Here is a 20359-nt window from a genome sequence, read left to right as displayed (position 1 = left end):
CGCGAGAGGAGAGGGTATCGGTCGCGATCGGGTGAGGGGGTCGTGAGACGGAGGCGGAGTCGAGCGCCGGACGCCGATCAGACCGTGAGGTCGCCGCCGGCGACCAGGACGTCGACCGCCTCCGCCTCGATGGTGTCGACCTCGAGCCAGTGGGGGACGTAGTTCCGTCGCTCGAAGTCCTCGCGCTCGTCGTCGGTACCGATGGTGCACCACAACTGGGGCTCGTCGGGGCCGTGGAAGTCGCCCTGGCGCTGGACGGCGAAGACGCGCATCTCCTCGCCGTCGTACTCGATGACGCCGTCCTTGCGGACGCCGGGGTCGCCGTGGACGATGAGCTTCTGCATGCGCCGGCGTTGGCGCACTCCGACACTAAGCGTTTCGATGCCTCGCGTTTCCCTGCCGCTCGTTTCCGTGGCCCGCGGGTCCCACGCGGCGGCGCTCCGCGGGGCTTATTCGCCCCGCCGCCGGACGCCCGGGCATGCCGACCATCGCCGAGAAGCGCGTGTTCACGACCCCCGACGACGTGGTGCAGGTGCTCGTCGCCACCTCGCTGGGCGTCGCGAGCGTCTCCGTCTCCGGCGACATCGTCGGGGAGTTCGGGATCGAGCACCGCTGTACCGCCCGCGACGTGGCCGCCCGCGGCGACGCGGTGGCCGTCGCCACCGACGAGGACGTGCTCGTCGGCGATTTCGCCCCCACGGGACACGGTCCCGCCGTCGCCGTGAGCGTCGTCGGCGAGGTGCGAAGCGCCGCGGACGCGAGCGGTGACCCCGCGAGTGAAATCGGCGGCGACGTGCTGGCCGCCGCCCCCGACGGCACAGTCTCCCGACTGGCGGGCGACGCCGTCCCCGCCGACGACGCCTGGGAGCCCGTCGGCTCGGTCGAGGACCCGCATCGCATGGACGGCCGACTCGTCGCCGCCGGCGACGGTATCCACCGCCTCGCCGACGGCGACCTGGAGTACGCGGGCCTCGACGACGCTCGCGACGTGAGCGACCGCGGCGTCCCGCTGGCGGTGACCGACGAGGCGCTGTACACCCTCGGCAACGGCTGGATGCGCGACCTCGACGCCGGCGGCGACGGCAGAGACGGCGGTGGCATGACGGACGACGGCGGTGGCCCGGGGAGTGACGGCCGGGCCGACGGCGAGTTCCGCTGCGTCACCGCCGACGCCGCGGGCGAACGCGCGGTCGCGGCCACGGACGCGGCGGTGTACGAGCGCGCCGACGCGACGGCGACCGAGTGGACCGCACACGCCGAGTCGGGCGTCGTCGACGCCGCGGTCGCGGGTCGCCACCTCGTCGCGGTGACCGGCGACGGCGAGGCCCGGGTGTACGCCGACGGCGACTGGCGCGGGCGGACGCTCGGCCTGCCCGACGTGGCCGCGGTCGCCGTGCCCGGAGCCGGTACCGTGACGGGGACCGCCGACCCGTCGCCCGAGTAGGAACGCGTTTGTATCCGGCGGGGAGACGAACCGGTATGATCGTTCCAGGGTCCGCCTCACAGGCGCTCTCGGCCGCGCTCGCCGACGAGACCGGGCACCGGCTCGCAGTACCCGAATTCGACCGCTTTCCCGACGGCGAGACGTGTGCCTCGGTTCCCGGCTTCGACGGCGGCGAGGCCGTCGTCGTCGCCGCGACCGAGGGCAACGACGCGCTCGTGGAGTTGCTCCAGCTGCAGGACGCCGTCCGCGAGGCCGGCGCGAGCGCGGTCACGACCGTCCTCCCGTACATGGGATACGCCCGCCAGGACCGCGCGTTCGAGCCCGGGGAGCCCGTCTCCGCCCGGGCGGTCGCGCGCGCGGTCTCGACCGGCACCGACCGCGTCGTGCTCGTGACCCCCCACGAGCCGGACGTGGCCGAGTTCTTCGACGCGCCCGTCGAGGTGGTCGAGGCCGCGCCGGCGCTCGCGGAGCCGCTTCCCGCCGACCTGACCGAGCCGCTGTTCCTCGGGCCCGACGCCTCCGCGGAGGGGCTGGCGGGTGCCGTCCGCGACGCCTACGGCGACGGCGAGACGGACTTCTTCGAGAAGGAGCGCGACTACGACACCGGCGACGTGACCGTCACGCCAAGCGACGCGAGCGTCGCGGGCCGGGACGTGGTCATCGTCGACGACATCGTCGCCACCGGGTCGACGATGAGCGAGGCGGTCGCGGCGCTTCGCGAGCGCGACGCCGGCGACGTGTACGCCGCCTGCGTCCACGGGATGCTGGCGAGGAACGCTCGGACGAAGCTCGCCGCCGCGGGCGTCGAGCGCGTCGTCGCGACCGACACCTTAGAGCGCGCAGAGAGCGCGGTGTCGGTCGCGCCGCCGGTCGCCGACGTCCTGTGATCGACACCCGTGACGCGTGAGTTCGAGGGACCCGATATCGACCACCCCGACCCCGACGACCGCCTCGTGCTCGACCCCGGGTGCGTGCGGTGCCCCGAACTCGTCGACTCCAGGACTCGCATCTCGTGGGGGAACGGTCCCCGAGACGCGAGCGTCGCGGTCGTGGGCGAGGCACCCGGCGCGGGCGACCCCGACGCCGAGGCGTGGCAGGGCGGCAATCACACCGGCTGTGCGTACACGTCGCGCCACTCCGGGCGGCGGATCCGCCGGCTCATGGCCGAGGTTGGCTACAGCGACGACTGCTTCTACACGAACGCCGTGAAGTGCCATCCCGAGGGGGACCGCGACCCGACGGACGGCGAACTCGCGAACTGTCGCGGTCACCTCGCGGCCGAACTGGAAGCCGTCGACCCCGCTGTCGTCGTCACCACCGGTAAACACGCGACGGCGACGCTGCTGGCGTTCGAGGGGATCGAACTCGACGGCTTCCTCGACCGCGTCTGCGACCCGGTCGACTGTCCGACGCTCGGGGTGACGTGTCTGCCGATCCTGCATCCGAGCTATCAGGAGGTGTGGCTCTCGCGATTGGACCTGAGCGAGGAGCGGTACCGCGAGCGGATCACGGCGCACCTGCCGTGAGCGGTCGACCCCGCCCCCACATTCAAGCCCTCACGAGGCGATCGACCGGACATGACCGACGACTGTATCTTCTGTTCGATCGTCGCGGGCGACATCCCCGCCCGCACCGTCGCCGAGACCGACGAGGCGCTCGCGTTCCTCGACGCGAACCCGATGAGCCCCGGCCACACGCTCGTCATCCCGAAGGCACACCGAAGCCGGGTCGCCGACCTGAGCGTCGAGGAGTCCCGGGCGGTCTTCGATCTCGTCCACGAACTCGCGCCCGAGATAGCCGCCGCCGTCGACGCCGACGCCCACACCATCGGCGTCAACGACGGCCCCGACGCCGGCCAGGAGGTGCCGCACGCGCACGTCCACGTCATCCCGCGCTTCGCCGACGACGACGGCGGGCCGATCCACGTCGCCGCCGGCTCCCGCCCCGACCTCTCGGACGACGAACTCGACGCGATCGCCTCGTCTATTTCCGGGGAATAGATCGCGAAAGTATTTGTCGGGTCGCGACGCAGCCGCGGTATGACCGAGATTCGAACGCTCGCGCTCGTCGGGAGCGTCGGCGGCGCGGGAACGACGCGAACCGCCGTGGAGTGCGCCGCCGCGCTCGCGCGGGCCGGCCGCGACGTCGCCGTGCTCGACGCCGCCTACGCGACCCAGGGGCTGAGCGAGTTCGTCGCCGGACGGATCGACCCCGACGTGACCGAACTGTGCCTCGACCCCGACCGACCCCTCGCGACCGGACTGTACGACCTCGCGCACGACCCCGGCGTCGAGGGGCGGATCGCGCTCGCGCCGGCGCGCGCCCCGTTCGAGCGCGTCGCCCGTGCGAAAGCGCCCGCGGCCGCACGGGCCTTCGAGGAGCGCGTCCGCGAGGCGGTCGACGAGTTCGAGTACGCGATCGTCGACGCCCCGCCGATCGCGTCGAATCAGGCGGTCGCGGCCGTCCACGCCGTCGACCGGGTCGCACTCGTCGCGCCCGCGACCGACCACGGCGCGGCCGGGCGGAACAGACAGCGCGACGCCCTCGATGACGTGGACGCGCCCGACGGCGAACCCCTGGACGTCGCCGTCGGTGCGACCGCCGGCGACGCCGAGGCCGACGCGACGATCCCGGAGGCCGACGGCGGACCCGCGATCCGACCGGCCGCGCTGGGCGAGGACCGCGCCGCCGCCGGCGTCGTCGCCGCGACCGAGACGCTGTTCGGGAGGGATCTGGGGCTCGATCCGGAACGGGATGGCGTCGCCGACCGGGTGCGGGCGGGCGTCGAGCGCGTCCGCGGCGGTCGAGACTGACGGGAGCGAGGGCACCCCGCCGATTACGCCGACCACGGTGACGGAATCACCGGATGCGTACCCGTGTCAGCGCAGATCCGAGACGGAACTCATCGTCTCCCCGAGCGCGTCTCGCTTCTCGACGCTCGCGTTCCCGCCGCGCCCGTCCCCGCCGCGGGCGGCGTCGGTCAGCTCCGGAATCGGTTCGTGCGCCTCGACGTAGCCCGCGAGCGCGAACGCCGCCTCGTCGCCGCCGGCGAGTTCGAGCGCGTCCGCACGCGAGAGGTCGCCGGCGAGCCAGTCGCGAACCACCCGCCGTCCGGTCGGTCCCAGCGGCGACACGCCCGAGACGCCGCACCGGTGGAGCGCCTTCGCCGCGGTCATCGGCGCGATCCCCGCTTCGCGGGCGCTGTCGCCGACGGTGACCCCGCGAGCGTGCGTTTCGAGCACGACCGCCGCGGCCGCCGCGGTACAGGGCAACGCCGCCGCGTGGGGAGCCAACCGCTCGACGAGACCGTCGCCGGTGTCGTCGACGGCGGCGACGCCACGCTCCTCCTGGCGCGCGGTCACTTCGATCCCCGCGGCGATCTCCGAGAGGCCCATGCGCGAACTCCGCCGGCACCCGATATAAATTCTCGCCATTCGCCGATGAGCTAATGCGTTCTGTTCGGGGAACGTACCGGTTATCGGTACGCTTAGCGTCGCTCCCTCGGTCCGCCGGGGGGCGATTCCCCCACACCTAAGTATGGCTTCGGGACCGAGGTTCGAGTATGGCAACGAGCACGGCGACGTGTCCGGAGTGCGAGGGACGAGTGCGCGCGGACGGCGACGAGACCGTGTGTCGAGACTGCGGACTCGTCGTCGCGGAGGACCGGATCGACCGCGGGCCAGAGTGGCGGAGCTTCGCCGACGACGACCGCGACCCACGACGCACGGGGGCACCGTTGACCCGCTCGCGCCACGACCGCGGGCTCTCGACGGAGATCGGGCGCACCCGGGTCAAGGGACGCAAGCGCCGGCAGTGGGCCCGCATGCGCCGCCAGCACACACGGGCGCGGATCTCCAGCAAGCGCGACCGCAACCGCGTGTACGGCTTCACCGAGATCCGCCGGCTCGTCTCGGCGGCGGGCCTGCCCGAGTCGCTCAGGGATCAGGCGTGTACGCTGTTCGAGTCGGCCCAGGACGCCGACCTCCTGCGCGGGCGCTCGCTGGAGGGGTTCGCGGCCGCCTGCGTGTACGTCGCCTGCCGCGTCACCGGCGTCTCGCGCACCCGCGGAGAGCTCGTCGCGGACGCGAAGGCCGACGCCGACGAACTGCGCGCCGCCTTCGACGCGATGAACCGCGAGTTGGGACTCCCGGTCGGGCCGATCGATCCCGCCGAGTACCTCCCGCGGTTCGCCACGGAGCTGGATCTGGCGATCGACGTGGAGCGCGACGCCCGCGAGTACCTCGACCTCGCCGCGGATCTGGGGCTCACGAACGGCCGCAACCCCGGCGGCGTCGCCGGCGCGTGTCTGTATCTCGCCGCCCGCGACGCCGACGCCGACTGCACGCAGGCGGCCGCCGCCGACGTGGCCGACGTGACGCCCGTCACCCTCCGGTCGTCGGTCGTCGATCTCCGGGAGAACCGGACGGAGTAAGCGACGCCGAAGACGGTAGCGCCCGCGTCGATCGAACGGTCCGCCAGCTACTCGAGTCCGCAGCGTCGCACGGCCCTCGCGAGCGCCCCGACCGCCCGCGCGGCCGACGACGACGGCGCGGCGTCGACGACCGGCTCTTCCCTCGGTATCGACCGCGCGAGCCGCGGATCCGCCGGAACCGCGGTCGCCTGCGCGCCGAGCGCCCGTCCGACCGCGCGCGTCGGGGGCTCCTCGACGACGCGGTTGAGCGCCACCGCAGCCAGCCCGCAGTCCAGTTCCCGCGCCAGCTCCCGCGCCGCCATCGCGTCGGCGAGCGCCCACCGCGCCGGCGACGCCGCGAGCACGCACGCCTCCGAGATCGCCAGCGGCACCCCGGCGTCCGCCCGAAGCCCGGCCGGCGAGTCGATCACGACGCGGTCGTACCCGGGGACCGCGACCGCCTCGCGCAGACGGCGCACGTCGGCGAGGCGCGCCCCGGACAGCGACCGACCGCACGGGAGCAGGTCGACCTGCCCGGGCCGGATCGCCTCCGTCGGGTCGGCGCGGCCGGCCAGCACGTCGTGGAGGTCCGGCCCGCGCTCGCGGCCGCCCGGGAGGTTCGCCATCGCGAGGTCGGCGTCGACGACGAGCGCGTCCAGCGCGGCCCCGAGGTTGTACGCGAGCGTCGACTTCCCGACGCCGCCCTTCCCGCCCGCGACGGCGAGGATCACGCCAGTCGCTCCATCGCCTCCGCGGGCACCTCGACGCCGCGCGCGCGGTCCGCGAGAGCGCTCGCGCGACCGGCGACCGCCGACAGCGCCTCCGCATCGGTCGCGAGGAGGTCCTCGATCCCCCCGGGATCGATCCCGGTCGACAGCGACGCGGTCGCCTCGGCGACGGTTCCGTCCTCGAGCGCCTCGGCGCGCTCGATACGCGTCTCGACCGCGTCCAGATACCGGACGACTGCCGGCGGCGGCGCGTCCGGATCCGTCCGGGACCCGGACGCGTCGGCAACCGTCGGAGTCGGAGCCGGAGCAGGAGCCGCCGGAGCCGGCTCGGTTCCGAAGGGGTCCGGTGGTGCTCCGCCTCCGTCCCCGTCGAAGTCGGCGTCGCCGCCGACCGCGTCAGCGGGCGGTCGAGCCGCACCGAGCGTCGTCGCCGCGTCGGCGACGTGGTCCGCGTCGCTCGCGTCGGGCGCGCCGACCGAGACGAGTTCGACCGGCGGATCGGCGTCGATCGCCGTGGCCTCGGCCGTCCGACCGTCTCTGTTCGGGACGCAGGCGTATCCCACGGCGAGGTCGTCGCCGCCGGCGACGACGCCGGCGTAGCCGTCGTCGGACCATCCGGGTTCGGGAGTGCCGTGTCGCCGCGGCGGGAGGACGACGCCGTCGAGTCGGTTCGCGAGCCGAACCCGGCGCGCGACCGGTTCGGTGTTGCTGACCCGGACGGTGACGAACGCGACGCCCTCGGCGGTCGTCGCGGTCGCATCGAGCGTGACGGGCATGGCCCGGAGTGGTGCCGTCATCGCGGATAAACTCCCGTGCGGGATCGACGGCCCCGCGGCCCGGCGGCCCGGCGGCGCGCGCGTCGGTCACGCCGGCCGGACGAGCACGACCGGCGCGCGGAGTCGCGTCGCCGCGCTCGCGGCCCCCTCGAACCGGTCGAGCGCGACGACGACCGGCGCGGTCCGGTCCGCGAGTCGGATCGCCGCCAGGTGGCCGGCGACGGCCTCGCCGGCGAACGCGGAGGGTCCCTCCCCCGCCGCGTCGGCGTCGACGCCGGGAATCCGGTCGAGGGCCGCGGGAAACGCCGGCTGGAGGGCGGCCGCGAGGTCCCGTCTCGCCTCGCGTCGCCGGTTCGCGAGCGCGTCCCGCAGGCTGAGGCGTCGCTCGCGCGCGTCTCGGACGGCCCGCGCGCGCTCCTCGGCTCGATCGAGCGCCTGCGCGGCCGCGACCCGGTCGGTCTCGGCGACCGTCAACGCCCGCGTCGCGTCCGCGAACGCGGACTCGAGATCCGCCCTCCTGGCGTCGCCCTCGATCGGATCGACGCCAGTGTTCGCTCCGTTCTCCCCGTTCACCTCGATCGTCATGTCCGTCTCGTCCATCGCCTGCAGTTTCCCTCGGAGCGTGGCCGCGCGCTCGCGGAGGCGCTCGACGTCCGCGCCGGCCGCGGCGGCGCGCTCGCGCGCGTCCGCCAGTTCCGCCGTCGCGTCCCCCAGTCGCTCGACCTCGTCGGTCGCCGACGCGAGCGCTCGCTGTGTCCGTCGGATCGCCGCGTCCGCCGGGTGGTCGTGTCCCCGTTCTCGGGCCGCTGCAGCGAGCGACCGTCGCAGGGGCGGCGGCTCCGGCGTTGCCGTCGCGAGCGGATCGGCGGGATCGACTCCGAGTGCGGCCACGGCCTCGGCGACGGTGACCCCTCGAGACCGGAGGTCCAGCGAGCGACCGCGGTACGTCCGGCCTCCGACACGGAGCCTCACAGCTCGGCGTCGCGCATGGCCGCCGGGTCGGGGTGGTCCGCGCCGACGGCGAACTTCGCGTACGGCGTGCTCGGCGTCTCGCGGTCCTCGTAGGCGAGGGCCGCCTCGCGAACCGCCGGCCGCACCGCCGCGAACTCGTTGAACGGTTCGGTCCGCTCGACCTGCACGTCGCCGGCGTGTTTCGCCCGGAGTCGACACGCCAGAAACGCCCCCAACTCCGTCTCCGCGAGCAGCGCCGCACGACCGAACCGCCTGACGACGGTGTCGTCGTGGCTGCGACAGACGTTCCGGAGCGTCGTTCGCGCTCCCCGCGAGTACGTCACGACGAGTAGCATACACTCACCGCATTCCTGTGAAATATAAACGTTCTGAAGCGCGTATCGAATCCCGAGAGTCGCCTACAGCGGCTCGACCGTCACGTCGTCGGGGACCGGGTCGGCGTCGCCGTGACCGCCCTCCGCCGCGTCTCCGGCGAGGAAGGCGGCCCGCTCGCGCGCCTCGGGCGCGTCGCCGGCGACGACGACGCGCCCCTCGCCGGGACCGGCGGTCACCCGGAACGCGCGGCGATCAGGGGCGTCGAACTCGGTGGCGTACGTCCGGAGGACGGTGCCGACGCGGCGCTCGGTCTCGGCGAGGTCGATCTCGCCGTCCTCGAACGCGCGGATGGCGTCCTCGACGTTTCGGAGCGCGGAGATTCGGTCCATCGGCGGTCACGTCGTCCGGACGTAGCCGGACTGCGGCTCGTAGATCTCGCCTCTCGTTCTGAGCTTCTCCAGTTCCTTCTCGGCCTTGCCCGAGTCCATGCCGACCTCGTCGGCGCGCTCCAGGATCGCGTCGACGGGCGCGCCGGGCTCGTCCTCGTACTCCTCGGCGATCGTACCGATGAGCTCCTTGATGTTCTTGATCCGGTCGCGCTGGCTCTTGCTGGTCCCGGTTTCGACCACGTCGGCATCGAACTGGCCCGTTTCGGGATCGACGCCGATGTCTTGGAGACACGAGCGGACGATCTCGATCACCCGGGTCGCGTCCTCCTCCTCGACGGTGTCCGACAGCCGGACCCGCGCGCTGGCCTCCGACAGGCGGACGAGCGCCTCCAGCTTCCGGGCGGTGACGGGCACGGGGGCGTCTTCGTCGGCCCCCTTCGCCCGCAGGTCGACGTAGAACTCCCGGATCGCCGCCTTCGCCTCGTCGGTCATCGTCGGGTAGCAGTTCCGCTTGGCGTACGCGATGTACTTCCGCAGGAGTTCGGCGTCGATGACCGGCGCGACCTCCTCGGTCACCTCGTCGACCTCCTCCTGGGTGAAGTTCGAGGTCGCCATCTCCGTGCGCTGGGTGTTCAACTCGCCCGCGTAGTTCGTCGTCAGGATGTGATCGGCCAGCTTCGCGTCGTGTTCCGGGTCGGGGCTGTCCGTGACGGTGAAGATGAGGTCGAACCGCGAGATGAGAGCGGGTTCGAGGTCGATCTGCTCGCCGATCGGCTCGTACTGGTCGAAGCGACCGTACTTGGGGTTCGCCGCGCCGAGGAGGGAACAGCGAGATTTAAGAGTTGCATTTATTCCGGCCTTAGATACCGAAATTTGTTGTTGTTCCAATGCCTCATGCATGGCTGATCGATCTTCCGACCTCATTTTGTCCAGTTCGTCGACAGCGGCGATCCCCTTGTCAGCGAGGACGAGTGCCCCCGCCTCCAGCGTCCACTGCTGGCCGTCGCCAAAGTCGTCGCGAACCGCGGCGGCAGTATTGTGGGTTACGACGCCGTTGCCGACGAAGTTGTGTGTCTCCGGGACCGTCAGATCGAACACTTCCTTCTCGCCGGTGTCGGACGCATCGACGACGTCGTCCCAGAGCAAGTCTGCACCGACCGCCTCCTCAACGATCGAGGCCCGGTCACCGAGGTCGCGGTCGGCTAACAGAGCACGTGCCCGGCTTCGACTCGGGTTGTCGCCGCGGTTCATATTCTGGTAAAATTGGCCGCCGGCACCGTCCGTCTGGACGAGTGCGTCGCCGATCGGGAGCCGCTCGCCGCGTCGGGCCGTATCGGCGACGATCGAGTCCAGCGAATCGCTCTTTGCACTCGACCGGAACCCGATCTGTTCGGCGAATGCGTCGATGTTCCGTCCGTAGATCGCGAGGTGGGTCTGGATCGATGTGGAGTCGATCTCGTGTCCGTCCGCACGTTCGTAGGTGCCCCGTCTGTCACGCTCGCGCAGTCTCGCGCGGACGCCGTACGTCTCTAGCATCAACTGGACCTGTTCTGCGAGGTCCGAGCAGACCGTCGAAAATTGGATGCTCGACCCGCCATCAGTTCGAGAGCAGACCGACGCGTCAGCGTCGAACAGCCCACGGAGGAATTCGTCGGCGTGTTCTGCCGTCGTTAGCCGTGGATCGAGTTCGAGATCGGTCTTTGGCGACTCTACGCCGAGGTTGCTGAAGAACCGGGCGACAGTCGCACTATGGAGACGAATACACGGGACTCGGTCCTCCTGATACTCGATGTCTACTGACTTCCCGAATTGGTCCTCGATGATGTCCGCAGCACGTCGGAGGAGGCCTTCGTCGCTGTTCGATATCCGGACGTGGCCGCGGTTGCCTCCCCGACGAGACACCATCACGTCACCATCCCCGAACACGAGTCCGATCAAGTACAGTAGATCCGCACCGAACTCCTCCGGGATCTCGACACCCTCTCCGTGGCGGAGCATCACTCGGTCGATGTCGATATCGTCGCGATCGGTACCGATCGCATTGAGGATCCGATCGAGTCTGTCAAGCGGGAGGTGCCTGTTCGACAGCGAGTCATAGATGAAGTCCTCAGGGAGGTTGAGTGCCGAAGCTGCATCGCGTAGCGTTCCGTACTCCTCACACAGCCGCGTTCGAAGGAACTCGACGGATCGCTCGCTCGGCTTCACCTTCTCCTCTGTGAGTTCGAGAAACGCTCTGATCGAAGGGGACGACCGTTCGATGTTCCGATACTTCGGAATGGCGACAGTATCGCCAGGAGAGATATCGGATATCGGCCGCCACTCGATCCCGTCCGCACCGCATACGAGAACCGGAGTGGTAACCGAGGCCTCTAACCGTTTTCCGTGAGCCGTTTCGATCCGCCTACACGGCTTCTCCGGCATTCGCCAAACGTGGGAACTCTCCGCCGCACCGATTTCGCCCTCATCGCGGTCGTACGTGTAGAGGCCATGTGTCGCGGTTGCCGCTGTCTCCTCGGAAACCGGGTCCGGATGATATTCGGTCGCTATGTCACGAATCTCGTGGAATCCGTCTTCGGTATGGATCCGAGTGTCACCGGTGACACACAACCCAGCACTTGAGCTACCTTTACCGGACGTGTACACCGATCTGGGGGCGATGTTCCGGATGTACGACAGCATCTGGGAGTTGTGGGAGACGATCCCGTTCGAGACGTAGCTGTGCGTCCCGTCGACTTCGAGGTCGTACACCCACTCAGCAGCCGGTTCGACGCGATCGATCGACTCGATCCGTTCCCACGTTCGTCTGAGCGACGTGGGTCGAGATGCCGGCACCGACGAACGAACAGCAGCCGCTCCACCGTCGGTCAGCGGCTTCGACACGGCAGCGATCGTCGCCCCCTCGGAGAGTTCCTCCGCACGAACTGCGTGGTGTCCCGCACCCGCGCGAACGAACAACGGGTGCGACGGCGTCACGTCCAGTTCCCGTCCGCCGTTCGTCCGGATCCGGAGCATCTCATCGGGTGCCTCCCGCTTCCAGACTTTCGTCGCCCGCCGCGACTCGATATCGCCGTTCGACCCGAGCGACGGGACCTCGAATCCCGCCTCGTCCCACACGCCGTCGTCCACCGGCTTCGGCTCGTCGAGATTCGACTCGACGAGTTCCCGGATCGGAACGTCACAACCGTCCGCGAGCGTCACTCGGGTATCCCCGTCAACGCACTTGCCGGTACCCGGGTCTCCTATCAGAAGCATATGCAGGTCGCCACGGATCCGCGACCCGTCCGGGAGGTGCTTCGTGACCCCCGAAAACAGTTGGAGGATCATCGAGAGCTTCTCCTGCTCGTACCCGTAGATGGAGGGCGCGACGGAGGCGACCATCTCGTCGTAGATGTCGTCGTGGGTCGAGAGTTCGAGGATCTCCTGTTTGTCCTCGTCGGTGATGTCCATGTCCTCGAACTCCTCGTCCTCGATGACGACGGAGACGCCCTCCATGTACGGGTCGAACACCGTCGTCTTCTCCTGGCCGCTCGTCACCTGCTCCATCTCCAGGCGGCCGACGACGGTGACGTGGTCGCCGGGGGTCACCTCCCCGCACACGTCGTCCTCGAGGTTCACGTCGATGCTCTGGGGCGTCTCCCCACCGCGCAGTCCCTCGGGCGACTCCTGCACCCGGAGCTGCTGGGAGTCGATGAACTTCGACTCGTTGTTGTTGACGCGGAAGGGGCCCTGTCGCTCACACCCCTGACACTCGTGGGGCTCCTGGAAGCCGGAGTCGTTCTGCGGGATGTACGTCATCGTCCCGCAGCGCTGGCACTCGAAGGCCGCCTCGACGATCTTCGGGCGCACGTCCGTCGCCTTGCGAACGATGCCCATCACCGCGACCATCGACCCGATGTGGTCGTCGCTGACGCGGATCCCCCGGATGTCGAGGGTGCTCTCGCGCGGGAGCCCGCGGAGTCGGACGTGGGCCTGGCCCAGCGAGATGTCGACCGGGAGGTCGTACGTGCGCAGCGCCTCCTCGGCGACCTCCTGCATCTCGCCCGGGCGGTTGAGGTACCGGTCGGCGAGGTCGGGGTCGAACGTGTAGAGGTCGTCGTACTCGACGTAGAGGGAGCGCTGTTCCTTCGGGTAGTTCTGGGCGAGACGCGCGATCTCGTCGCTGTAGTAGGTCCGGTAGAAACTGAGGAAGGCGTCGACGTCCTGCCCCTCGGCGGCCTGACTCATTGCGTGTGGGTTGTCGCCTCATCAGGTAAGAACTGTCGCCTCCGAGTGGAAGTGGATCGCGGCGGCGGCTACTCGGTGATGTCGTCGGGCCAGCGTGCGTCGAACTCGTAGTCCTCGGCCCAGTTGATCCGGCTGTTCGGCTTCGCCGGTGGGTCGACGCGGAGCGAGATCGCGGCATCGTACTCGTCACGGCGGACGAGATACAGCGTGTCGAGATCGTCGCAGTCGACGAGCACGAGATCGGTGTCGTCGGGGAGTATCGCTCCCTTCCCGTCGAACCGGACGCGGCCGTCGTTCAGATATCCGGGCGTGACGGTCGTCCGGTGATACGCCCCGTCTGGGGTCTCGAGGAGGAGATCGTACGAGCGGTCGGTCGTCGACCGATGGACGAGGACGTCCCGCTCTTCGAGTTTCCGGGTAACGCGAAGTCCGTCGTCACACGGGCGGGTCGCCGAAGACGGCGGCCAGTTCCGGTCGAATTCGTACTCCGCCGCCCAGTTGATAGTCCGGTCGCGCTGTTCCGGTTCGTCGACGCGGAGGTACATTCCGGTGCCGAACGCGTCCTCGCGAACGAGATACATCGTCTCGAGGTCGTGACAGTAGACGAGAAAGAGGTCGACATCCCCGTCGTAGTCCCGGTACGTGTTTCCGGTGGCGTTCGTGTGCTGTGACTTCCCGCGGACGTAGACGCACCCGTCCATCAGGAGACCCGTCTTCACCTGTACCGAGTAGAACCCGGACTCCGCGGCGACGACGAGGTCGTACCGCTCGTTGTCACCGACGGGTCTCGCGACGCGGACCCCGCGTCGTTTCAGTTCCGCGACGACGATCGCCTCGGTGTAGTCGCCCTTCCGATGGCTCGGCATCTCGTGGAGCGGTTGCATACGTTCCAAGGGAGGCGAGAGGAACTAAGCGGTCGGCACGGAGCGGAAGTGAAGTGGGACCGCCGAGAGTCGAACTCGGGTCCAAGCGTCCCAAACGCCAGAGGATAGCCACTACCCCACGGTCCCGTACCTCCATATCGCTCCCCCGACGAACTAAACCGTTCCGTTCGCCCCGGACACGGGACGGCTCACATCCCCAGTCCGAACACGACGGGGATCCCGAGCGTCGTCACGACCGCGAAGATCGCCTGTAACGGCGCGCCGACGCGGACGTAGTCGCTGAAGCGGTAGCCGCCCGGACCGTAGACGAAGAGGTTCGTCTGATAGCCGACGGGCGTCATGAACGCCGTCGACGCGGCGAACGTCACCGCCATGGCGAACGCGAGCGGGTTCGCCCCGAGGGTCGCCGCGACCTGCAGCGCGACGGGGATCATGAGCACGACGCTGGCGTTGTTCGAGATGACGTTCGTGAGCAGCGCCGTCACCACGTAGAACGAGCCCAACAGCGCCAGCGGCGAGAGCACGTCGGCCCCGGCGACGACCGCGTCGGCGATCAGCCCGGCGGTTCCGGACGTCTGCATCGCGATGCCGAGCGGAATGACGCCCGCCAGCAGGAAGATCACGTCCCACTCGACGGCATCGTACACCTCGCCGGGCTTGAGACAGCCCGTGACGACCATCGCGAGCGCGCCCGCGAGCGCCGAGACGACGATCGGCAGCACGTTCACGGCGGCGAGACCGACGACGAGCGCGACGATACCGACGGCGATCGGCGTCCGGTTGCGCCGCCAGTCGTGCGTTTCGATCTCGCGGGCGAGGATGACGTCGCGGTTGGCGTCGAGCCGTTCGATCGAGTGGTCGCTCGCCTGCACGAGCAGGGTGTCGCCGACCCGAAGCGGAATGTGGTCCATGCGCTGGCGGACCAGCTCGCCGCCGCGGCGGAACGCGAGCACGGTCGCGTCGTAGCGCTGACGGAAACTGGCCGAGGCGAGCGACTCGCCGACCAGCGACGACCCGGGCGCGACGACGACCTCGACGAGGTTCGTCGTCGCTTCGGCCGTCTCCAACTCGGCTTCGTCGACCGTCTCGGGCACGAGGTCGAGCCCCTCGACGTCGAGCAGGTCGACCAGCGTCGCCCGGTCGGTTCGCACGGCGAACACGTCGCCCGCGCGGATCTCCTTTTGTCCGAACGGTTCGAGGAACGTCCGGTTGCCGCGGACGAGTTGGACGAGGTCGACGTCGAACTCCGTCTCCGACAGCGCCGTCTCGACGCGCTGGCCCACCAGCGGGGAGTCCTCGCGGACGACGACCTCGGTCAGGTAGTCCGCCATCTGGAACTCCTCTGTGAGGTCGGATCGCGGCTTGATTCGGGCCGGAGTGAGCCACCGGCCGACGGTGAGCAGGTAGATCGAACCGACGACCAGCAGCACCGCCCCGAGCGGGAGGAACTCGAACATCCGGAACTGGCGGGCGACGCCCGCCGGCGCGAGCGTCGCGTACAGGTCCGAGGCGAGGATGTTCGTCGACGTGCCGATGAGCGTGAGCGTCCCACCGAACATCGACGCGTAGCTCAGCGGGAGGAGGAGCTTCGACGGCGACGTGCGACCGCGCTCGGCGAGGTCGATCACCATCGGGAGGAGGATCGCGACGGCCGCGGTGTTGTTGATCAGCCCGGATATCGGTCCCACGACGCCGATCGTCGCCCCGAGCTGTTTGGTCTCGTCTCCCTTGGTGATCCGGGAGATGAACGCGCCCAACCGCTGGATGATGCCGGTCATCCGCACCCCCTCAGAGAGAACGAACATCGCAAGCACCGTCAGCGTCGCGGGGTTGGCGAACCCGGACAGCCCCTCCTCGACCGTGACGAGTTCGAACGGCGCGGCGAGCAGCCCGAGCCCCGCGAGCGCGGTCGAGATCGGCCCCGCCAACAGCAGCGCGACGAGGACGCCGATCGCGGTGATGTCGACCGGGACCGGCTCGGTGACGAACAGCACGAGCGCCGCGAGGATCACCGCGAAGACGAACAGGATCTCGGGCGCGAGCACGCCGAGTCCGACACCGGCTGCGGGCAAAAGGGTACGGGACCGGACCGGCACGGCCGCCACCCGGCCTCGTCCGCGGTCCGCGTTCGCACGGTTCGACAATCGGACGCGGGGTTATCCGGGTCGGGAGCCAACTCCGGGGGAATGGCAGACGACAAACGCGGCCGCGACAAGCAGGCGCACGACGCCGAGAAGCGCCGACAGGAGCGGGCCCTCGCCACCGAGATGGATCGATACGACGAGGCGGAGCCGCCGGTCGACGAGGACGTCCTCTCCGATATCGAACGGGATCTCGAGTCGGTGGAGTTCCCCGCGCCCGGATCCGAGGTCGTCGATGCGATCGGCGAGCGCGAGATCCCGACCGACGACGGGACGTACGCCGTCGAGGCGCTCCTTCCCGACACCGACGAGGAGACGTTCGCCTCCGCCGCGGCCGTCCGAGTCCGGATACAGCGGCCGACAGTCGCCGCGGCGATGAAGCGGATCGCCGAGACCGTCGGGTCGATCCGGGAGCTGGAACTCGCCGGCTCCCAACGGGACGGCTACGAGCGAACGTTCAGGGAGCTCGTGGCCATCGATCCGATCGACGAGAACGAGGGGATCCCGGTCGTCGCCGACTGGATCGTCGAGCGGATCCGCGAGGATCGCGAGCTTCCCGGATCCCGGTCAGTCCGGCGACGGGCGGCCGAGTACTGCCGGGCGAACGGCTACGAGGTCCGGAACGACGAGTGGCTCGGCGTCTGACGGGAACGCCTGACCCGGCGGGGTCACGCAACGGTCCGCCTTCGCGATCGGGGATCAGTCCCGGTCGAGGTACTCGTCGAGCGCGTCCTCGACGAGTTCCGTGACGCGCTCGGCGTACGTCCACAGCGCCGCGTTGATCCGCTCTTCGGTCTCGTCGTCGAGGTCGTCCATGCCGCGCAGCACCGAGTCGCTCGTCACCTGCGGGTGATACACGCAGACGACGCCGAGCGCGTCGGTCGATCGCCCGCCGTCGGCCGCCTGGATGCCGTACCGGTCGGTTCCCCAGACGCCGTCGCCGCCGTGTCGTTCCAGGCGCGAGTCGACCGCATCGAGCAGTCGGAGCTCCTCCTCCGAGAGGATCGGGTCGTCGCCCTCAAACAGCTCGTCGTACGCCTCGACGCGGGCGCGGTCCGTCCACCCGTCGAGCTGTGATCGAACCTCGCGAACGAGCTGTCGGCTGGCGGATGCGTCGGCCATGTTCGGATGACGGCGGCGACGGCAATCAACCTTGGTACGGTCTCCGACACGTCCGGAACGCGACTGCGGTCGGTTCCCACCGGCGGTCGGACGGCCGACCGTCGATAGCCCCCGGTCGGTTACAGCTCCTCGTCGGCCAGTTCCATGTCCGCGACGATCCCGTAGGCGTCGCTCCCCTTTCGGATCCCGTCGAGGATGCGGAAGGCGTCGTCGGGCGCGAGGAAGTGCTCGGCGACGGCGCGGCCCAGCGGCGTCGGCGAGAGGCCGTCGATGAACTCCCACTCCAGCAGCTTCCCGACCGCGTGGGTGGTGGGAACCTCGCCGATCATCCGGTCGTTGAGTCGCTTGGCGCGCTTGCCCGCGACGACGACGTTCGCGAGCGTCTCCTCGGCGGCGGAGGAGGTGTCGTACACCGTCTTCACGTCTTCCATCTCCCCTTTCAGCAGCTTGAACGCCGTCTCGTCCTCGGTCCCCTCCATCGAGGAGTGATAGCTCGCGTCGGGCTCGACGAGAACGTACACTTTCCCCTCGTCGTGGTAGTCCGGGCGGCCCGCCCGGCCGAGCATCTGCTCGAACTCCTGGACGGAGAGCCACTCGATCCCCATCGCGAGCGTGTCGAAGATCACCTGCGAGGCGGGGAAGTCGACGCCTGCGGCGAGGGCGGCGGTGGTGACGACGGCCGCCAGGTCCTGGTTTCCGAACTTGCGCTCGACGGTCTTGCGTCGCTTGTAGTCGAGGCCGGCGTGGTACGGCGCGGAGTCGTACTCCAGTTTCCGTGAGATCTCGTGGCACCGACGCCGGGAGTTGGTGAAGATGATCGTCTGCCCGCGGTACCCCTTCGATGACTTCGCGTCGAACTCGCGTTTGACGAGCTTCTTTTCGATGTCGAGCTTCTCGCGCTGGTCGGCGAAGGTGACGTGGCGCTCGATGGGGACCGGGCGCTCCTCGAACTCGATGAGCGTCGCGCCCAGCCGCCCGGCGAGGAACTCGGGGTTGCCGACGGTCGCCGAGAGGTACACCCACTGGGCGGACGCCCCCCGGTTCTCGGAGTAGTGCTTCAGCCGGGAGATCATCCCGTCGAGGCGGTGGCCCCGCTCGGGTTCCTTGAGCGTGTGAACCTCGTCGATGACGACCGTGCCGATGTCGCCCATGTCCTTGCCCGTGCGCAGCGCGTGGTCGATCCCCTCGTAGGTGCCGACGATCACGTCGGCGTTCGGGTCGAAACGGTTGCCGTCGTCGTTGATGCGAGAGGCACCCACGCGGATCGTCACGTCGAGCACGTCGCCGTAGCGGTCCTCGAAGTCCTCGTGTTTCTGGTTGGCGAGCGCGACCAGCGGGACCAGAAACAACATCTTTCCCTTCCCGTTGAGGGCGTTGTTGACGCCCGCGAGTTCGCCGACGAGCGTCTTCCCGGTCGCCGTCGCGCTCACGACCAGTTGGTCGTCGCCGTCGAACAGCCCGTTCTCGACCGAGAGGCTCTGGACCGGCAGCAGTTCGTCGAACCGTCCCTCGACGCGCTCCTGCAGCGCGGGATGGAGGTTCAGCGAGTCGGTGGGGACCGGGTCGATCTCGTCGGTCGTCGCCGAGATGGTGTCGAACTTCGTGAGGTCGGGGTCGAGGTTCCCCTGCAGGAGGTTCGTGATCCGTTCGAGGTCCTGCACCTCGAACAGCAGGTCCTCCAGGCGCTCGCGGGCGTTGCCGGTGAACTGCCCCTTGTAGGAGAGTTCCCGCTCCAGTTCGCGCTCGGCGCAGTCGGGACAGATCCAGTCGCGGTCCGCCTTCACGGCGGTGTCGCTCGTGATCGGCGAGTAGCGCCCGTCGTTGGCGCAGTAGCGGCACGTGCGAACCTGTTTGGCGTCGAGCTGGTACGCCGAGAGCATCGACTGGAGGCGGTCGCGAGCGCTCGCGCGGGTCTGCTCGGAGATGCGGATGCGGCGGGCCGAGCGCGCCAGTTCGACGAACTGGTCGGGCTGGCGCGGCTCCTCGCCGCCCTTCTGCTTGACGCGGAAGCGTCGCGGGCGCGGGCCGGCGTCAGCCTCCTTGAGTTCGAGGACGCCGTGGAGGACTCGGCTGTCGTCGCGCTCGACGACGACCGTGAACTCGTCGGCGGCGTCGCGCTCGTGGAGGAACAGGGTCTCGACCTGCGGGAGTTGCTCGGACACGGTCTTCGGTTGCCTCCTGGTACGTGGATGCGGTATTTCAGGGATTCGGCTTCCGTGTGCGAGTGCGTATCGTAGTCACTAACGGCGTCGCCGGGATGGCCGTCGCTGCAGGTGATCGCACGACTGCGGAGGTCCCAACCGTTCGACCCCGTCCGCCGTGACCGCCCCCAGCCACGTCCTCCCCAGCCGACTCACTCCCTCGCTACCGCTCGGTCGCTCGCCCCTCGCGCGCGTCCGGCACGGACGGAGCCGTGCCGGCACGCGCCACCGCAACCGCCGCAACTACCACGGCCACCGCAACCACCGCGACCGACGCAACTACCGCGGAATCCGGCTAGTCGTCGTCCAGCACCCGGATCGTGTCGTCGCCGTGAGGGACCACACAGATGAACGCGGCCGCTTCGTCGCCGTCGTTCCGGTACCAATGTGGGACGCCCGAGGGGATGAGCAGCGCGTCGCCCTCTGCCACGGTGTACTCCTCCCCGTCAAGCCCAACCGTGTACTCGCCCGCGAGCACGTACTGCTCGTGTTCGACCTCGTTCGTGTGGTTCGGGACGCGCGCGCCGGGCGCGAGTTCGAACCGGCGCATCGCGAAGTGGGGCGCGCCGTCCGACTCGTCTATGAGCACGCCCTTCGACATGCCGTCGCCCGCGTCGACTTCGGCCGTCACGAGGTCGTTTCCGCGCTTCACGGTCGGCTCCGGACCGGTCGCAGTCGTCGGATCGGTCTCGCTCATGGCCGCCCGTTTCGCGTGCTCCGACATAACTCCCGGCGACCGGGTTTATACGCCG

Annotated in this window: 20 protein-coding genes and 1 tRNA gene; 7 read left to right on the top strand and 14 right to left on the bottom strand. The window is 69.7% G+C overall.

Going from position 1 to position 20359, the window contains the following annotated elements; translation table 11 throughout:
* Nucleotides 1–77 precede the first annotated feature (77 nt).
* Nucleotides 78–344: an HAH_0734 family protein gene (locus tag Hbl1158_RS02195; protein WP_234298444.1), complete on the bottom strand. Its 267-nt coding sequence runs from the start codon at nt 342–344 to the stop codon at nt 78–80.
* A 134-nt stretch (nt 345–478) separates the two neighbouring features.
* Here Hbl1158_RS02195 and Hbl1158_RS02190 point away from each other — a divergent pair, with 134 nt between their 5' ends.
* From Hbl1158_RS02190 to Hbl1158_RS02170, 5 genes are read left to right on the top strand one after another with little or no spacing between them, the layout of a single operon-like run.
* Nucleotides 479–1444 (top strand): hypothetical protein, encoded by a 966-nt coding sequence (locus Hbl1158_RS02190; protein ID WP_234298443.1) that lies wholly within the window; start codon nt 479–481, stop codon nt 1442–1444.
* A 35-nt stretch (nt 1445–1479) separates the two neighbouring features.
* The gene (prs, locus tag Hbl1158_RS02185; protein ID WP_234298442.1) at nt 1480–2331 is read left to right on the top strand and encodes a ribose-phosphate diphosphokinase; all 852 of its coding nucleotides are present in this window, start codon (nt 1480–1482) and stop codon (nt 2329–2331) included.
* Between the two features lie 9 nt (nt 2332–2340).
* Nucleotides 2341–2970: a uracil-DNA glycosylase gene (locus tag Hbl1158_RS02180; protein WP_234298441.1), complete on the top strand. Its 630-nt coding sequence runs from the start codon at nt 2341–2343 to the stop codon at nt 2968–2970.
* A 51-nt stretch (nt 2971–3021) separates the two neighbouring features.
* Nucleotides 3022–3444 carry an HIT family protein gene (locus Hbl1158_RS02175; RefSeq protein WP_234298440.1) on the top strand — a complete coding sequence of 141 codons (423 nt, stop codon included), beginning with the start codon at nt 3022–3024 and terminating at the stop codon, nt 3442–3444.
* A gap of 39 nt (nt 3445–3483) precedes the next feature.
* Nucleotides 3484–4257, top strand: a complete 774-nt coding sequence (locus tag Hbl1158_RS02170) for a ParA family protein (RefSeq protein ID WP_234298439.1) — start codon at nt 3484–3486, stop codon at nt 4255–4257.
* Between the two features lie 66 nt (nt 4258–4323).
* Here Hbl1158_RS02170 and Hbl1158_RS02165 read toward each other — a convergent pair whose 3' ends face one another.
* Nucleotides 4324–4839: a hypothetical protein gene (locus tag Hbl1158_RS02165; RefSeq protein ID WP_234298438.1), complete on the bottom strand. Its 516-nt coding sequence runs from the start codon at nt 4837–4839 to the stop codon at nt 4324–4326.
* A gap of 167 nt (nt 4840–5006) precedes the next feature.
* Between Hbl1158_RS02165 and Hbl1158_RS02160 the strand changes: the two genes are divergently transcribed.
* The gene (locus tag Hbl1158_RS02160; RefSeq protein WP_234298437.1) at nt 5007–5876 is read left to right on the top strand and encodes a transcription initiation factor IIB family protein; all 870 of its coding nucleotides are present in this window, start codon (nt 5007–5009) and stop codon (nt 5874–5876) included.
* A 47-nt stretch (nt 5877–5923) separates the two neighbouring features.
* Here Hbl1158_RS02160 and Hbl1158_RS02155 read toward each other — a convergent pair whose 3' ends face one another.
* From Hbl1158_RS02155 to Hbl1158_RS02115, 9 genes are all read right to left on the bottom strand, one after another.
* Entirely contained in the window at nt 5924–6586 is a 663-nt protein-coding gene (locus Hbl1158_RS02155) for an AAA family ATPase (protein WP_234298436.1), read from the bottom strand.
* Complete coding sequence (locus tag Hbl1158_RS02150; RefSeq protein WP_234298435.1) at nt 6583–7359, bottom strand: hypothetical protein; 777 nt, start codon at nt 7357–7359, stop codon at nt 6583–6585. Before Hbl1158_RS02150 ends, Hbl1158_RS02155 begins: the two co-directional genes overlap by 4 nt.
* Before the next feature lie 87 nt (nt 7360–7446).
* Nucleotides 7447–8331, bottom strand: coding sequence for a hypothetical protein (locus tag Hbl1158_RS02145; RefSeq protein WP_234298434.1), 885 nt, complete (start codon nt 8329–8331; stop codon nt 7447–7449).
* Nucleotides 8328–8666, bottom strand: a complete 339-nt coding sequence (locus Hbl1158_RS02140) for a hypothetical protein (RefSeq protein ID WP_234298433.1) — start codon at nt 8664–8666, stop codon at nt 8328–8330. The genes Hbl1158_RS02145 and Hbl1158_RS02140 overlap by 4 nt, the downstream gene beginning before the upstream one ends.
* Before the next feature lie 63 nt (nt 8667–8729).
* Entirely contained in the window at nt 8730–9035 is a 306-nt protein-coding gene (locus Hbl1158_RS02135) for a hypothetical protein (protein ID WP_234298432.1), read from the bottom strand.
* Nucleotides 9036–9041: 6 nt separating this feature from the next.
* Entirely contained in the window at nt 9042–13259 is a 4218-nt protein-coding gene (locus tag Hbl1158_RS02130; RefSeq protein WP_234298431.1) for an LAGLIDADG family homing endonuclease, read from the bottom strand.
* Nucleotides 13260–13327: 68 nt separating this feature from the next.
* On the bottom strand, nt 13328–14143 hold the full coding sequence (locus tag Hbl1158_RS02125) for a group I intron-associated PD-(D/E)XK endonuclease (RefSeq protein WP_234298430.1): 816 nt from the start codon (nt 14141–14143) through the stop codon (nt 13328–13330).
* Between the two features lie 54 nt (nt 14144–14197).
* Nucleotides 14198–14269 (bottom strand) — tRNA-Pro (locus Hbl1158_RS02120).
* A 62-nt stretch (nt 14270–14331) separates the two neighbouring features.
* A complete protein-coding gene (locus tag Hbl1158_RS02115) occupies nt 14332–16188 on the bottom strand; it encodes an SLC13 family permease (protein WP_234298429.1) in 1857 nt (618 codons plus the stop codon).
* Between the two features lie 141 nt (nt 16189–16329).
* Here Hbl1158_RS02115 and Hbl1158_RS02110 point away from each other — a divergent pair, with 141 nt between their 5' ends.
* A complete protein-coding gene (locus Hbl1158_RS02110) occupies nt 16330–16929 on the top strand; it encodes a hypothetical protein (RefSeq protein WP_234298428.1) in 600 nt (199 codons plus the stop codon).
* Nucleotides 16930–16983: 54 nt separating this feature from the next.
* Here Hbl1158_RS02110 and Hbl1158_RS02105 read toward each other — a convergent pair whose 3' ends face one another.
* The 3 genes from Hbl1158_RS02105 to Hbl1158_RS02095 form a co-directional block, all read right to left on the bottom strand.
* The gene (locus Hbl1158_RS02105; RefSeq protein ID WP_234298427.1) at nt 16984–17406 is read right to left on the bottom strand and encodes a hypothetical protein; all 423 of its coding nucleotides are present in this window, start codon (nt 17404–17406) and stop codon (nt 16984–16986) included.
* 119 nt (nt 17407–17525) lie between these two features.
* On the bottom strand, nt 17526–19568 hold the full coding sequence (locus Hbl1158_RS02100) for a DEAD/DEAH box helicase (RefSeq protein WP_234298426.1): 2043 nt from the start codon (nt 19566–19568) through the stop codon (nt 17526–17528).
* Between the two features lie 334 nt (nt 19569–19902).
* On the bottom strand, nt 19903–20304 hold the full coding sequence (locus tag Hbl1158_RS02095; protein WP_234298425.1) for a cupin domain-containing protein: 402 nt from the start codon (nt 20302–20304) through the stop codon (nt 19903–19905).
* Nucleotides 20305–20359 lie beyond the last annotated feature (55 nt).

Origin of the sequence: Halobaculum sp. CBA1158, assembly GCF_021431925.1 — an archaeon.
Lineage (GTDB): Archaea > Halobacteriota > Halobacteria > Halobacteriales > Haloferacaceae > Halobaculum.
The sequence above is the reverse complement of the archived record's forward strand: the minus strand, read 5'-3'. Positions and strand labels throughout refer to the sequence as shown.